18 protein-coding genes are annotated in these 13,539 nt (G+C 57.9%); 16 read left to right on the top strand and 2 right to left on the bottom strand.

Features of this window, described 5'->3' with window-relative positions:
* Positions 1-3: 3 nt before the first annotated feature.
* Genes IB232_RS21995 through IB232_RS21975 form a run of 5 tightly spaced genes read left to right on the top strand, consistent with a single transcriptional unit; the run spans position 4 to position 4,964 of the window.
* Positions 4-657, top strand: a complete 654-nt coding sequence (locus tag IB232_RS21995; RefSeq protein ID WP_192400691.1) for a DotI/IcmL family type IV secretion protein — start codon at positions 4-6, stop codon at positions 655-657.
* A complete protein-coding gene (locus IB232_RS21990) occupies positions 654-2,258 on the top strand; it encodes a DotH/IcmK family type IV secretion protein (protein ID WP_192400690.1) in 1,605 nt (534 codons plus the stop codon). The genes IB232_RS21995 and IB232_RS21990 overlap by 4 nt, the downstream gene beginning before the upstream one ends.
* Positions 2,259-2,272: 14 nt before the next feature.
* Positions 2,273-4,141, top strand: a complete 1,869-nt coding sequence (locus IB232_RS21985) for a hypothetical protein (protein ID WP_192400689.1) — start codon at positions 2,273-2,275, stop codon at positions 4,139-4,141.
* On the top strand, positions 4,138-4,602 hold the full coding sequence (locus IB232_RS21980) for a hypothetical protein (protein ID WP_034023930.1): 465 nt from the start codon (positions 4,138-4,140) through the stop codon (positions 4,600-4,602). Before IB232_RS21985 ends, IB232_RS21980 begins: the two co-directional genes overlap by 4 nt.
* Positions 4,599-4,964, top strand: a complete 366-nt coding sequence (locus IB232_RS21975) for a hypothetical protein (RefSeq protein ID WP_034023929.1) — start codon at positions 4,599-4,601, stop codon at positions 4,962-4,964. Before IB232_RS21980 ends, IB232_RS21975 begins: the two co-directional genes overlap by 4 nt.
* Positions 4,965-5,132: 168 nt before the next feature.
* On the opposite strand, the gene IB232_RS21970 is transcribed toward IB232_RS21975, so the two are convergent.
* Positions 5,133-6,770, bottom strand: coding sequence for a DNA topoisomerase (locus IB232_RS21970; RefSeq protein WP_192400688.1), 1,638 nt, complete (start codon positions 6,768-6,770; stop codon positions 5,133-5,135).
* A 630-nt stretch (positions 6,771-7,400) separates the two neighbouring features.
* On the opposite strand from IB232_RS21970, the gene IB232_RS21965 reads away from it, so the two are divergent.
* The 11 genes from IB232_RS21965 (at position 7,401) to IB232_RS21915 (ending at position 12,520) form a co-directional block, all read left to right on the top strand.
* The gene (locus tag IB232_RS21965) at positions 7,401-9,203 is read left to right on the top strand and encodes a DNA cytosine methyltransferase (RefSeq protein WP_192400687.1); all 1,803 of its coding nucleotides are present in this window, start codon (positions 7,401-7,403) and stop codon (positions 9,201-9,203) included.
* Between the two features lie 163 nt (positions 9,204-9,366).
* Positions 9,367-9,627 (top strand): hypothetical protein, encoded by a 261-nt coding sequence (locus tag IB232_RS21960; RefSeq protein ID WP_192400686.1) that lies wholly within the window; start codon positions 9,367-9,369, stop codon positions 9,625-9,627.
* Entirely contained in the window at positions 9,624-9,836 is a 213-nt protein-coding gene (locus IB232_RS21955; protein ID WP_192400685.1) for a hypothetical protein, read from the top strand. The genes IB232_RS21960 and IB232_RS21955 overlap by 4 nt, the downstream gene beginning before the upstream one ends.
* 12 nt (positions 9,837-9,848) lie before the next feature.
* Positions 9,849-10,034: a hypothetical protein gene (locus IB232_RS21950; protein WP_192400684.1), complete on the top strand. Its 186-nt coding sequence runs from the start codon at positions 9,849-9,851 to the stop codon at positions 10,032-10,034.
* Between the two features lie 16 nt (positions 10,035-10,050).
* A complete protein-coding gene (locus IB232_RS21945; protein ID WP_192400683.1) occupies positions 10,051-10,503 on the top strand; it encodes a hypothetical protein in 453 nt (150 codons plus the stop codon).
* A gap of 111 nt (positions 10,504-10,614) precedes the next feature.
* Entirely contained in the window at positions 10,615-10,755 is a 141-nt protein-coding gene (locus tag IB232_RS21940; protein WP_192400682.1) for a hypothetical protein, read from the top strand.
* A gap of 18 nt (positions 10,756-10,773) precedes the next feature.
* A complete protein-coding gene (locus tag IB232_RS21935) occupies positions 10,774-10,989 on the top strand; it encodes a hypothetical protein (protein ID WP_192400681.1) in 216 nt (71 codons plus the stop codon).
* Between the two features lie 293 nt (positions 10,990-11,282).
* Positions 11,283-11,546: a hypothetical protein gene (locus tag IB232_RS21930; RefSeq protein ID WP_192400680.1), complete on the top strand. Its 264-nt coding sequence runs from the start codon at positions 11,283-11,285 to the stop codon at positions 11,544-11,546.
* A gap of 17 nt (positions 11,547-11,563) precedes the next feature.
* Positions 11,564-11,818, top strand: coding sequence for a hypothetical protein (locus IB232_RS21925; RefSeq protein ID WP_192400679.1), 255 nt, complete (start codon positions 11,564-11,566; stop codon positions 11,816-11,818).
* A 16-nt stretch (positions 11,819-11,834) separates the two neighbouring features.
* Complete coding sequence (locus tag IB232_RS21920) at positions 11,835-12,086, top strand: hypothetical protein (protein ID WP_192400678.1); 252 nt, start codon at positions 11,835-11,837, stop codon at positions 12,084-12,086.
* A 146-nt stretch (positions 12,087-12,232) separates the two neighbouring features.
* On the top strand, positions 12,233-12,520 hold the full coding sequence (locus IB232_RS21915; RefSeq protein WP_192400677.1) for a hypothetical protein: 288 nt from the start codon (positions 12,233-12,235) through the stop codon (positions 12,518-12,520).
* A gap of 65 nt (positions 12,521-12,585) precedes the next feature.
* Here the strand turns inward: IB232_RS21915 and trfA are convergent, their stop codons facing one another.
* Positions 12,586-13,467, bottom strand: a complete 882-nt coding sequence (trfA, locus tag IB232_RS21910) for a plasmid replication initiator TrfA (RefSeq protein ID WP_192400676.1) — start codon at positions 13,465-13,467, stop codon at positions 12,586-12,588.
* Positions 13,468-13,539 lie beyond the last annotated feature (72 nt).

Raw genomic sequence — 13,539 nt, 5'->3', positions numbered from 1 at the left:
TAGATGCGTGATGTCAACGACGACCAACTGGTCGGCAGCATCGTTTTCTCGAACCGGGTGCTCTTGTACATCCTGGGCATTTGCGTGGTGATCATTGCGGCGCTGGCCACTACGAATTTCCTGACCTTCATGTATGCGAAAAACAAGATCGAGAGCATCCAGCGGGAATACTTCGCGACCACTCACAACGGCTCCCTGTTCCAGCTAACACCGATCGATGAGCCCATCGGCGGCGAAGAGCGGGCCCTGAACTTCAGCTCGGCCTGCGTCATTCGCATGTTCCAGCTGGATTTCGTCAACTACATCCGGCAGCAAAACGAGGCACAGCTTCGCTGCTTCACTGACGATGGTTACAAGACCTATCTGAATGCCTTCGAACGTGCCGGACTGACAGCCCAACTCAAAGATCCCCGTATCCGCCTCGTGCTCTCCGCCACGCCGGGCCCAGGCGTGTTCCTGAGCAAAGAGGTAAAGGTCTACAGCGGTGTAGCCCGCCAGACCTACACCATCCAGCACCCCATCGAGATCATCTTCAACGGCAACGTGAATCAGCCCCGCCGCGGATTGATTGAGGTCGATCTCCTCAGAGTCCAGCAGGAAAGTCGTCCTGACGGCCTCGCTGTTCATGCAATTCGAGTGAAGGTCTCCAAGTCATGAGAAAGGTCACCCTGATCCCAAGCATTCTGTTGCTTTCTCTTCTCTCACTGCAGGCTGCTGCAGAACCTGCAGAGCAGGACGTGCGTTCCAACGACCCCCTGGTCAACACGCTCCTGAAGCGCAAGTACCCGCTGACTGTTGAGCAACAAGCCGTCATCGAGCAGTACATGATCGATGATCGCAAAGACCTTGCCCCTCAGATTCCGGCGGGAGCAACAAGCACTGACCCTGAACAGATCATCGATCTCACTGATGGTGGCAAGACCAAGAGTGTCACCCTGCAGCTGGGATACCTCACCTCATTGATGGTGGTCGGCGAGAACGGTGCGCCATGGCCTGTTCGACGCGCTCGCGCTGGCGACGACAGCGTGGTGAACGTCGACCTGGTAGAGGACTCCGGTGCTGTTGAAATGCACCCGCAGAAGCCCTGGGTCAACACGAATGTCATCCTGTACCTGGCCGATCGCAACGAGCCGATCAAACTCTACGTGAAGGTATCCTCCGACCCCACCGATGGTGTGAAAGACAGTCTGAAGCTGATCGTTGATGGCGTGCCAACCGGGAGTGCTCCGCTGCTTCAGCCGAACCGGGTTGCGATCGATCACCAACTCATGAATGCATTGGGGCAGTCTCCCGGACGCAACTGGACCAGCCTGAAAGTCAAGGATACCGAGAGCGTTCCATTCAGTATCAGCTACTGGCTATCCCCCAACCGCGAAGACGCCATCATCCGTCTGCGCGGGGCCTCCATGGTAGGCCCGGACTGGTTGACCGAGACCCGCGATGTCGACGGTGTTACTCGTGTCTATCGCTACCGCGCACCGATCCCCCTGATGATCCGCACGCGAGACAGTGCCGGTATTGAGTACCAGGTTCATCTCGAAAATCCGGCGGACATCCTTGCCGGGCGCGAAGGGTCGAGGACGATGACCGTCAAACGGACTTCCCCTGAGCGACCGCCCATGGATTCGGCCCTGCCTTTCGAAGAGCCGCTCGGCCTCGTCGGTCGTGATCGGGTTCAACGTATAGCCCCTGCAAGCAATGGCGCTCAGGAGTCAGTGAAGACGTATGAATCGTTCGACGGTAAGGGCGTTCGGACCAACCGTGTTCAGATCGTCAGCGACCTCACTATCAATCGCGACACAGCTGCGCGCCTGATTGAGGAAACACACCGCAACAGGCCGATCCCAGTTCCCGCGGCCAACGCCGAAAAGGCTTCCAACGTGCAGGTAAGTGCGGTAGCCGCTGAGAAACCCCTCGTGGCCAAGACCGTATCGACTGCCGGCACGACTACAGCTGCCACAGCAACCACCACCGTTCTTCCGAGCGTCGTGGCCACCGCGGCACCCGTTGCAAGCGGTGTCACGTTCAGCGTTCGTAACGGAGGCCTGTACGAGAACCTTTTCCGCCTGACCCAGGAAGCGAAGTGGAACACGCCCATTTGGGATCTGGGCGAGCAGGACAAAGTTGTTCAGGGAGGCTACGTGATCAACGCCCCGACCCCTGAAGAAGCGATCGCAAAGTTCCTGGAGCCCTATGCCGACTCCTACCGCTTCAACGTCCAAATCAGCCCGCTCGAAAAGAAAGTTTGGCTCCACTAAAAGAGAGATCGCCCATGAACACTATCGCGAAATTGGTACTGACAAGCGTCATCGGTGCGGCCCTCTCGGGCTGCTTGCAGAACATCCCGAAAGGCGAGGATGGCGGCAACTACGCCAAGCTGACCGAAGAGTTGAATCAACTCAAGGCGCAGAGCGAGGAATCACAGCGCAACCAGCGCATTAAGATCACCAATGGTCCGCTGATCACTGGCAAAACCATGCCGCTCAAACGTGCGCCATGGCTATCCGAGCGCCGGGTCACCATGAAAGTCAGCGCTCCGCTGAATGGCCTTGAGGTGGTCAAGATGCTGCAGGCCCAGGGCCTCAACATCACCAGTTCCATGCCGCTGGATGGCTTTACCTATGCAGGTTACGGGTTCACGAGCGTGGATGCCGAGACAGCCATGCGCCTCATCTTCCCTGCGATGGGGCTCGACTATGCGGTAGATAACGACCGCCGCATCATCACCATCGTCCCGATGCGCCCGAAGCAGTGGACGTTGAACATCAACTCGCAGCGCTCCACCAACTACTCCTCGGCGTCCTTGAGTGGCACCCTTGATGTCGGTGCGTCGCTGGCCAGTTCTCTGAACTCGGCCTCCGGCGCCGGCGGCGTCAATGGTGGTTCGATGGGGGGGCTGACATCGAGCAGCACGTCTACCGGTGAAGGCGAGGGCGATCGCGAAGGCAGTTCGAAGCTGGAGTCGAAATCTGACTTCTGGAAATCCATGAAGGAGGAGCTCGAATCCAGAGTTTCTGTGTTGGTCCCGGTTGCCAGCGGTGCTGTTGTACCTGGTGTGATCAACTCCGGCGCGGGCATGCCCATCAACGGAATGCCTCCACTCCCGGTCGGTGGCATGGATCAAATGGCTGCAGCCATCCCGGCCGCGGGGTCGGACATGTACCGTTCGCAGAAGCTGGGCACGGTAAGCGTCAACCCGGATACCGGCACGATCACTGTTCAGGCTCCCAAGTGGCTGCAGGCAGAGATCGACGAGTACATCAAGGGCGTCGAGCGCGAGTTCAACACCGCCATCCACTTCGAAGGCCGCCTGATCCTGGTGTCCACCACCAAGGACAAATCGGAAGGTCTGGATCTCACGGCGTTTGCCTCGTTCGCAAATGGCGAGCTCGGCATGATCATCAACAACAACCCGGCTGGTGGCATCACGATCTCTCCCCCTCTGCCTGGCACTCCGGGAAATCCTCCCGTCATGACTCCTGGTGGCAGTGTGATTGGTAGTACCGGCATCGGTTTCTCCAAACTCACAGGTAATCCGGCGAACCTCTTCGTCAACTACCTTTCCTCAATCGGCGACGTTACGGTAACCCAGCGCCCTGCACTGGCCACCACCTCTGGTGCTCCCGCGGAGTTCCGCCGGATTGAAACCGACCTCTTCAGCCAGGTAAGTCAGAGTGCGGTAGCTGGTACTGACAGCAGCTCGGTAGCCACCACCAACACCCAGATCCCGATTCGCTTCGGCACCCTGCTGCGAGTGAACCCGAAGATCGATCTGGACAGCGGTATCATCCGCACCCAGCTGACGCTGAACGTCGCGGTACGCTCGCAGGTCAAGACCATCGACCAGTATCTGACTGACGCCAACGGCACCACCAAGGTCCCAACCACCATCACGCTGCCTGCCAATATCGATTACAACGGTGAGGCACTGCTGCGCGACGGTGACACCATCATCATCGGCGGCCAAATGGAGACCGATGAAACCAATTCCGGTTCTGGGGTAACGGGCTATGAAAAGGCCGGCCCGTTTGGCGGCCTGATTGGCTCTACCAAGAGCCAGAAGCGTGTCTCGACCTACTACTTCGTGTTGACTGCCCGTGTCTATGAGCGCAGCAACGAGCACCGAGTGCCTGGCGCATGAGCAGCGCCCGGCGAATTGATCTCACGCCTGGATCTGTCCAGGCGTTCTGGAAAGAGCGGGAGCCCAAGTTGCTCTCGTTCTTCGAGCAGATGGATAACAAGGAGCACTGGGCGCTGCGTGACATCGACGCAGAGTTCAGCGCCCTGTACGCGGAGGTTGCCCATCTCCTGCAGGTGTACGAGCAGAGTAGGGGCCTAGAGGAGCCGCTGGTGGCAGAAGCGGTTTCTCAACTAACCGCGGCGGCCGCAGCTCTCCCATGTTCAGCATCATCGAGATTCTTCGAGTGGATTGGCGAGCAGTCCCTGGAACTGCCCTATATCCTTCTCGAACACGCCCATCAGAACAGCAAGCTGGATCCCAACTGCAGTGTCATCTGGCAGCGAGCTCGAATGATCGCGCGCTACCAGATACTCAAGGACATCGTGGCGGAGATTACCGGCAACGGAGGCATTCCAGCGTGAACACCTACGAGTCGCTTCGGCTTTGGACGAACGATCCGCTTATTGGATCTCCTGCTCAGGAGATCCTGTCGATCGCGGAACGCCATAAGGCGCCGGCGACACCAACCCGGGTAAGACCGGAAGAGTTCGACATTCCATTCCCGTATCGGTATGACCCGGAGGATGAGCAGCGAGTACAACTCTTCCGGCGCATCGGTGTGTTGTTCGCTGCGCTGGATATCCACTGCTACTGGAACGACGGTCGCCAGGTAATCGGCGTGGCATTGTCGCCCGAGGATCCAATCAGCAAGGCCTGGTGCGCTTTCAATGAGGATGCGATGGAGGTACTCCTCGCCTTCGTTCTGTCGAAGGACCTGTCGTAGGAGCTAGGACGGCAAGCTTTAGTTCGCAGCCGCCGCCGCTGTAACGAGAAAGGCACCCGTGAGGTGCCTTTTTTGTGCCTGCTTGTCCCATCTGAACCAGGTTTTCGAGTGAGATAAGGACTAGCAGCATGTACACATAATCACAAATATGTGACTTTGCGTGCACGGCTATGGGCCCGCTACGTCCATTTCCATGTCCGCGGTTGGTTCATACAGGGGGAGGCCACTCTCGTCTTGGGCTTGGTCCCTCGACAACTCCGCAGAAGCCTCTCGCGCAAGAACACGAAGCGCCTGGTAATCCAGATTCAGCCGATGGATCCCTTCGTAGACGGCAGCGGAAACCCGTTCAAATGGAACCCCATCGAAGAAGTGATCCAGATCTTCTGGGCCCAACAGGCCGGGGTAGTTCTGCTGCAAATACGTCAGAACAGCCTGGCCTTTGTTCGAGAGAGTGCCGTTCTCCTGGATCCATCCCCGGGAAAGCGCCTTGTCGATGTGGCCCACTATGGTCGAGGGCCGACCAATTCCCTGTTCAACCATCCTCTCCATGACCGCTGTATCAAGAGGGATCTTCACAAGCTTTACAGGCTTGATGAACTCCTTCTCTACAACCAGCCAACCGGCGGTGTCCGGGATATCCCGCCAGATTTTCACCTTGATGTCTGGCAACCCCTGCTTGGCCAGGAACGATGAGATCGCCGACTGTTCGACCTCGATCGATTTTACCTTCGCATCGGGCGAAAGGGAGGCGAAAGCACGCCTGGTGAGCAAACCTATGGCTGCGTCGAGCTGGGAGAGCCCTTCCAAACTGTTTGCATTGAAATGAAGGGGGTCGCAAGGGTAGATCGCTTCGTGAGCGCCTGGGGTCTCTCTGGGGCCCGAGGGAGGGAGCCGGGAAACACGTACTCGTTTCCCTAGTTTCCTCATCGCGCTCTCCAGCATTACTTGCGTAGGAGGCGAGATGTCTCTGGAGTCAGTCCGTGGATAGCTGATTGCACCTCTTTCGTACGCCGTCTGAATCAGTTTCTCAGCTTCAGAAAGGCTTACGTTGAGTTGGTTCGCAACCAGGATCAGGGCGTCAGCACCCGTCATCATCGCCGGCGCCGGTTTGGTGGTGAAAACTTCTCTGGTGTGGCCCATCAAGGCCGGATCCATTCGACGAAAAGCTTCGTCGATGGCGGCAAGTGATGCCTCTTTCCCTGAGGAACCTTTCCCCCAGATTCGCCAGCCAGGCTGGTCTGGGTGTGTTCCCGCAACTTTGCAGGTTGGCAAGGGCTGCCGGCTGACAGACTGGACGATCTTGCTGCTGATCCGCCCAGCGATCTGCCCAGCTACGTTTCGATTGCTGCACAGAAAGCCGATGGCTCGATCTATACCGCGTCGAGCCATCACGGCCACGCAGGTTTGCCGATTGATGGCCCGCGGTCTCTGAAGCGCCTGAGATATTCCGTCAGCGTTCAGTGCTGAAGTCACCACCCTCTGAATACTCGCTTTTGATCCTGAAGAGACGAGCACGCTGTTGACCTGTGCCGCGATCAGTTCCCCTTCTCGATCAGCGTCTGTCATGACGTAGATCTGGTCCGCGTCTTTGAACTTTTTCGTGAGGTGGCTGATGGTGCGTTGAGAGGTAGGTGTCCAGCGTTCAGGCGTCAGATCGTTTGGGTTGAGACCCAGCTGATCCTTTGGCATGTCGTAAAGAGCGCCCCCTGTAGCGACGACCTGAGCATTGATCCTGAGCTCCGATAGGATTTTCCTCAGAGAGCGGATCTTGCCTGGGGCCTCAATAACGAAAACCGTGTTTGGCATTGAATTACTACCAGAATTGCAAAGCGATTGATGGTCATTCTATGCCGGGCGACTGGTACTTGCCATCAAAGGATTTCAATTCAAGGGATGATTTGCGCTTTGCTGCGATCCCGCTGGGTCGGAGGTCCTTGCCCTATATAAATATCTTTTTATTAAACATATAGGGGGAGCTGTAAATTTACGAAACTCCATATAAATCAGTGTCTTGCTGCGTTAGCATTCGAATAAACCAACCTCGTATGACGAGATTTACCAACCTCGTATGACGCAGAAAACCAACCTCGTATGACGAGGCCCCTATCTCGTATGACGTACTCCGATCTCGCATGACGATTTCTTCTGAAGGTGATTGGCGCAATCAGCCTCGTATGACGAGGCACGACGATATTTCCAATCTCGCATGACGCATCCTGTGGATAAGTCGCTATTACTATGAATAAATCTACGCTTGTTCAGCGTCGAAATTTTGACATAGCCCGAAAGCTATGAGGTATCAGCGCGTGGTCGAGCAGATCAAGAAGCTGGAATCATGAAGCATTTTCATCGTCCTTATCCTGGACAGTGATGTGCTTAGCCTGGCATCCTTCATTTGCACTGATAATTCACTATCGCAGTTGCAAAGAGAGATAAATGCGCGGCTACTACATCAAGAATATCGGTCAGAATCGCGGTAGGCCTCGCATCTGGCTGCAAGGCTCTGAGGTGTCGCGAGCGGGATTACGCTCCGGTGATTCGTACTCGGTACACGTCACTGGCGGCAGTATTGTGCTGCGGGCGGACCCGAACGGTGACCGCGTTGTTAGCGCCAAGCCGGCTGGAAGCGCAGATACCCTGCCGATCATTGATATCAACAGCCAGGAACTTTTAGCGTTATTTGATGGCATGGCCGCCATCAGAATGGTTCAGCGAGATGGCGAGATCTACCTATCTCCCATTCCGACTGAGCTGCGAAAGAAGGATCGGCTCCGCCGGCTCCGGGCCAAGCTTGAGTCTGGTCAGCCTCTGAAGCTGGGTAGCATGTCACATGGTGGCGGGATTCTCTCCCACGCTGTCCATGAAGGGCTTGAAGAAAACGGAGTCGATTCTTCCCTGGCCTGGGCGAATGAAATTCGACCAGAGCTCATTGAGCACGCCAGTCGGCGCAATCCCCTGTGGACCAGTGACACCATTCCGATCGCGGCCCCTATGCAGGAGTTCGCTTTCGACCAGCGCGCGATGACGCATTTGCCCCAGACAGATATCGCCGAAGCTGGCTGGCCCTGCTCGGGGGCGTCCAAGCCCGGCCGAGCCAAGAGAGGCACCTCAATGCCCGAAGAGCATCCCGAGGTCGGCCACCTGGTGGTCAGCGGGTTGATGATCATCGGTCGTGCGAACCCCGCCATTTTCCTTCTCGAAAACGTGGTCCCTTATTCGAACTCGGCAAGTGCGGCGATTCTCCGGAGTCAATTGCGCGACTTGGGGTACGAGGTTCACGAAAAAGTTCTGCGCGGAAGTGATTTCAATGCTCTCGAAAATCGAGAGCGGTGGTGCCTTGTTGCGGTTACAGAAGGGTTGCATTTCAGTTGGGACATGCTGCAGATCCCGGAGAAGGTCGACCTGCGTTTGTCGGATGTCCTGGATGACATTCCGCTGGATGACCCCCTTTGGGGCGAGATGCGCGGTCTCAAAGCCAAGCAGGAGAGGGACCTAAAGGCAGGCAAGGGGTTCGTCATGCAGGTGTACGACGAAGACTCTCAGCGCGTAGGCACCATGAGAAAAGGCTATGCACGCTGTGGGTCGACTGACCCGAAGTTGCGGCACCCTATGAACCCCGATTTGCTGCGGCCTTTCACGGTGGGGGAGCATGCTCGACTGAAGCAGGTTCCCGAAGAGCTGGTGGAAGGGCTTTCTCGCACCGTTGCACATGAGGTCCTGGGCCAGAGTGTCAACTATGAGCCCTTCCGCGCTGTTGGTGCCGCGGTCGCCCAATGTATTGAGGAATTCGCGCAGTCTCTGGAGAACCGTCCGGCCAATCGCGACGAGCTTGCCCAGGCAGTGGCTTCGGAGTTGCTGGAAACTGCAGGTCTGGTACTCAGCGAGATCCGCAAGCCCGTGCGAGGAGTTCGCTACCAGGGGCCGATCACTGTCCTGGATCTGGGGGTGGCCATCCAGGACATTGGCAACAACGTCGGAATCATCTACCGGGTAGATCAACTCATCACGCCAGAGGGGCGCGTTCCGTCGCTCGGGGATGTCGTGGAGGTCGTCCAGAAACTGGGCAAGAGAATGGATGTGAGATGGCTCACCAGCCAGGAAGTACCCTCTGCGCCCAGTGTAGATCTCCAGGCCCGACTCGGGGAGCTTGGATATCCGCCAATTCAGGCGCCGGCACAGCGCATTGATGTGGAGGAGGGCCATGTTCAGGCTGGCCAGAGTTACAGTTTTGAGTGGTAGCTATGGCTGGCTGCGATGATTTTCGGTGTGCAGGCCGTTAGAGCTCTTCCACATGGCACTCGCCGAGGCGGCCAGCATGGTCGCGTTACGCTTAATCTCTCGCCTTGACGAGTTCTGATTAACAGAACTATAGTGGGCTGGAGAAAGTGGAGGAGTTCCGATCATGACCACCGAATCAATTCTGGATACCGAGGGCAAAGCGCTGCTGCTGGGAGCGATGTACTGCTGTGTTAGCCAGCGCAACGGCTACACCGATTTCGGGCGACTTGTCCGCTATTGCGGCAAAGACGTTGAGTCGGGTCGTGATCTGTTTGCCGATGCCGATACGTGGGAAGAATGCTCGATCCATGGCGAAGGCCTGGCACCTCAGCTGTGCCCGGCTGTCGATCCAACGACTCAGGGCTGGCCGAAGCTTGCCGCATGAAGGAAATCGACATGCTTCAACTCACCCAGGATCAAGTGATGCCTGCTCCTCGCTGGACATTTGCCTGCACTCGCTGCGCATGGACAGGCGATACCCCGGACTTGGTTGGGTTTGGGCACTACGCGGATTGCCCGGATTGCGGTCACTCCTGCACAACTGATGAACCCAGTTTCGAGCCGGCTGCCGGTCAGCTCGATGGCAACCAGTGACTGAGGAAGGCAATGAGCATTAGCAAGAGCGACCGTATCGCTGCGTTGGAAATTGCTTGCCGGGCCGAGCGGGATTCGGTCGAGCGCGCAGAGAAGTCTGGCAATTGCGTTGCTGCTGCGATCAACCGAAATCGTCTAGAGATGGCCGAGAGTCGCCTTTCTGCTGCGGTTGATTGCCGGTCAAGTGATCATCAATGAGTGATAGGAAGCGCCCATGAGTAGGCACCCCCGAACGATTCCAGATCGCGCTGTTGCCGTCGCAATCATTGATGTGCTGGCAGAGAGTATGGGGGCGTCCTTCAGTCCTTGCGCCTTCTACGATGACGACGCAGAGATGCTGGACGACATTGACCGTTTGCTTGTCGAGAGGACAGGCGTTTCCCTGGTCAGGGGCCGGGTCTATGCCTATGTGCATCGCAGACTTATGCGGGTTTGCAACCAACTGGAGAGTTGGGGCGTGCTGGCAGGGAAAGCCACGAGGAACCCTGACCACCAGTACATCGGAGAGCCGAGCGGCTGGAAAGACTTCTGGCTGGCCAACCCAAGCACCGCGAAGCGTCTTCGGCCTGACCTTTACCCAGAATACAAGAATGATTGCGCCAGTGGGCCAGAGTGGGAAATGGATTGGCTTCTGCGTCGCGCTTACCCAAAAAAAGACGCTGCGTAGTCCGCAGCACAAAGTTCAGGAAAACGCCATGAGCAAATCGACCCCGATGACTCTGCCTGCCGATGTGCTGGCTGGTCTGTAATTGGCACCGGCCAGGTGCTGCACGCATTCATGGGGCTTTGCCCTGACCAGGTGGAAGGTGACCAGGTGCGTGATGACGAATGCCCGGCTTGCCGTCTGCTGATTGCTGCCGACCAGGCCCTGGCCGCTGCTGGCCTCGCTCTTCCGGTTTATGCGCCGGAGAGCAACTGAAGTAACGAGGAAACCGCGATGAATCAGTGGTTCTACAGCCATCTTCCGAAAGTTTGGGGCCGCTGGTGGGCTGCGCGACTTCTGGCCACCACCGCATGCTCGGAATGGCTGCGTGCGGATAATCCAGATTTCACGCGCTGGCAGCGAGTGAAGCGCAACGCTCTCTGCCTGGGCTTATTTATCGCTCCGGGCAAGCTGCCTCTTTCCATCACTAAAAAGCCAAGCGCTCAATAGTTCAAGGAAACCCACGCGCCATGCCTACCGTTCTGTGTACTGCAAGAACCAAGAGCGATGATTGCTTCGAGATCGTCTTTGATCCGCTGAGCAGGAGTCCTTTCACTCTGGACTGTGGTTGGACGCGGCAAGGCTCCAAGCAGTTCATAGAACTGCCCCGCATGTACCGCACAGCGCGAGGCGCCCGACAAGCGGCTGCCCTGTTGGCAGGAGAGAGCCTGGATTGGAAAGACCCCGCTCCCAGTGCACCGGCCAAGCCCGAATAACGAGAAAAACGCGTAGGAGCCCGCTCCATGATCGAGCCGACCCCCGCCCAGGTCGCCGCGCTGGCCTTGCCTGGTGAAACCTGGGAGGCAGCACGGCCGCGCGTGCGGCGGCTGCTGGCGGCGGTGAAGCAGTGCGTGCCGTGCCGGCACTGCGACCCCGAGGACCTGGCGCGCTATCGTTTTGCGCCGGGCTGGGTGGATGAAACGACTGCTTGGGCCGATTGCTGCCCACGCTGCATGGCCGACACATACGACGATGGCGAGCCGTTCGAGCTGGACGAATACAACTGAAAGGAACCCGCCCCGCCATGAGCCAGACCGAACCCAAGGCCATCGTAGGCCGCAGCCATACCGGCTATGACCGGCCCGTTACCGTCAATGGCGTGCTGATGGGGCGCGCCAGTTTTGCCAAGTGCTACCCGGTGAGCTGGTGGAACTACCAGCCGGCCGATGGTGGGCGCCTGCAACAGCACGCCGACCTGTCCCGCGTGCGCGACCGCGCTGTGCAGGACTACAAGCGCAGGGAGACCGCCGACGCGGCGCCCGTGACCGTCACAAACTGAAAGGAGCCCGCCCACTATGAGCGCGACCCACGATCCCGCCCAGGGCTGCCCGAAGTGCGGCGGCCAAGGCGGCTACCAATTCACCATGACCGAATCGCACCTGATGACGGGCGGCTGGGGGCGTGTACCGGTGGCCGGTGATAGCGGCTTGAATGTCCGTTGCAGTCTGGTCGAGTGCCTGGACTGCGGCGCGAAATTCAAGGCTCAGGCGCTGGAAGCGCGCGGGGCGCTCGGCGGTGACGGCGTGGCCGACCTGCGCGACGGCTGAGCGCAGTTCGCATAACGGGGGATCGCGTCAGATAGGCACCGAAAGAACGGCCCGAGCGGGCAACCACAAACAGGACTGCCGGCGACCATGAGCCGGGCGACCGGTACACCAGGGCCAGGGGCTTTGGAGAACGAGGAAAACGAGCGATGAACATGCACGAAGTTCGTGATGCAGGGCAGGGGCTGGCTTACATCACCGATTGCACTCTGGCGACAGTTACTGACCTGGCCTCGCGTGCTCGCCCGCCGAAGCATGAACTCAAGCGTCAGATCGATATTGCCCAGCAGGCAATCGAATGGATGGACCGCTTCGGAGTGGACTACTCGAAGACTCGCGCTGCTGCGGTGAAACGGATGGGCGGGAAGGTCGAAGACTGGGCCGCTCAGTTCAACGAAAGTCTGAGGAAAAGATCGCTGCACACCACCGGCCCTTGATTGGGCCTTTAGCAGTACCGTTGGGAAGGGGAAAAGTCCGGCTGGAAGTGACCAGTCAGGGCGAGCTAGAAGCCGGGGAGGGTGTTGAACGGGTTGCGTTCGACATGAACGATGCCGTTGCGAGAGACGCTGTAGTTCGCAATGGCTCCGATCTCCTTGATCTCCTCCAGGGCGGCTTTCACCTTGGCCTTGAAGGAATCACGGTTTTTGTTGCTGGATCCACATAGCTGCTGGATTCGGTCGATGCTGATGTCTTCTGGGTTGGTGTGACTGCAGTACCAGCCATGCAGCCATAGCGCGATTGGCTTGCCCCGCAGAGCGTCACGCTGAGCCCAGTTGATCTGAGTCCATCCAAGGGAGTAGAGCGATAGGAGTTGCTCATCCAACTGGATGATGTAGTCATGGGTGATCTCGTCTTTCCAAGCCTTCAGCATGTTGGATGAGTAGGTGTATCGATCGTCGAATGTGATCGACACCGCTCCGGAGATCATGCGATTGATCGACTCATTGAGCCATCGATAGTGGTCGCCGCCGCGCGGTCGGCCTAGGTAACTCAGCACCGCGCCGGCATGGAAGTAGAACTTCTCGCCCTTCGGGGTGTGCCGGGAGATGTGAATCAGGGTTTCCCAGACATCAAGGTCAGATTGATCGAGTTGCATCCCCGTGAACTTGATGGTCATTCCGTCGCCTTGCTCGACGACCTCTCCCTTCATATAGCGCCTGGTCTTTCCCTGAACCGCAGCGAACAGAGCTCCGCGGATGATGGCGTTTGGCACTCCTCGAACGGTATCGCTCCACTCAGGTAGCGTCGATGGGGCCAGGTCGGTCACCGGGGGGAGAAGGTCGCCTTGGGCGAACAGTTCAAGAGACAAGCCTGATTTCAGACTGGTGTTGCGGTCGGCGGCTTTGCGCTGTAGGGCGCGCACCTGCTCAACTGGATCTGTCATCGGCTTGCCCTTGTGATTTTCAGTCTTCCTCTGGGTGGTTAAAATGTAAACCAAAAAACTATCTTGGAAAAG

Origin of the sequence: Pseudomonas sp. PDM15 (genome assembly GCF_014851565.1) — a bacterium.
In the GTDB taxonomy this organism is placed as follows: domain Bacteria; phylum Pseudomonadota; class Gammaproteobacteria; order Pseudomonadales; family Pseudomonadaceae; genus Aquipseudomonas.
The sequence above is the reverse complement of the archived record's forward strand: the minus strand, read 5'-3'. Positions and strand labels throughout refer to the sequence as shown.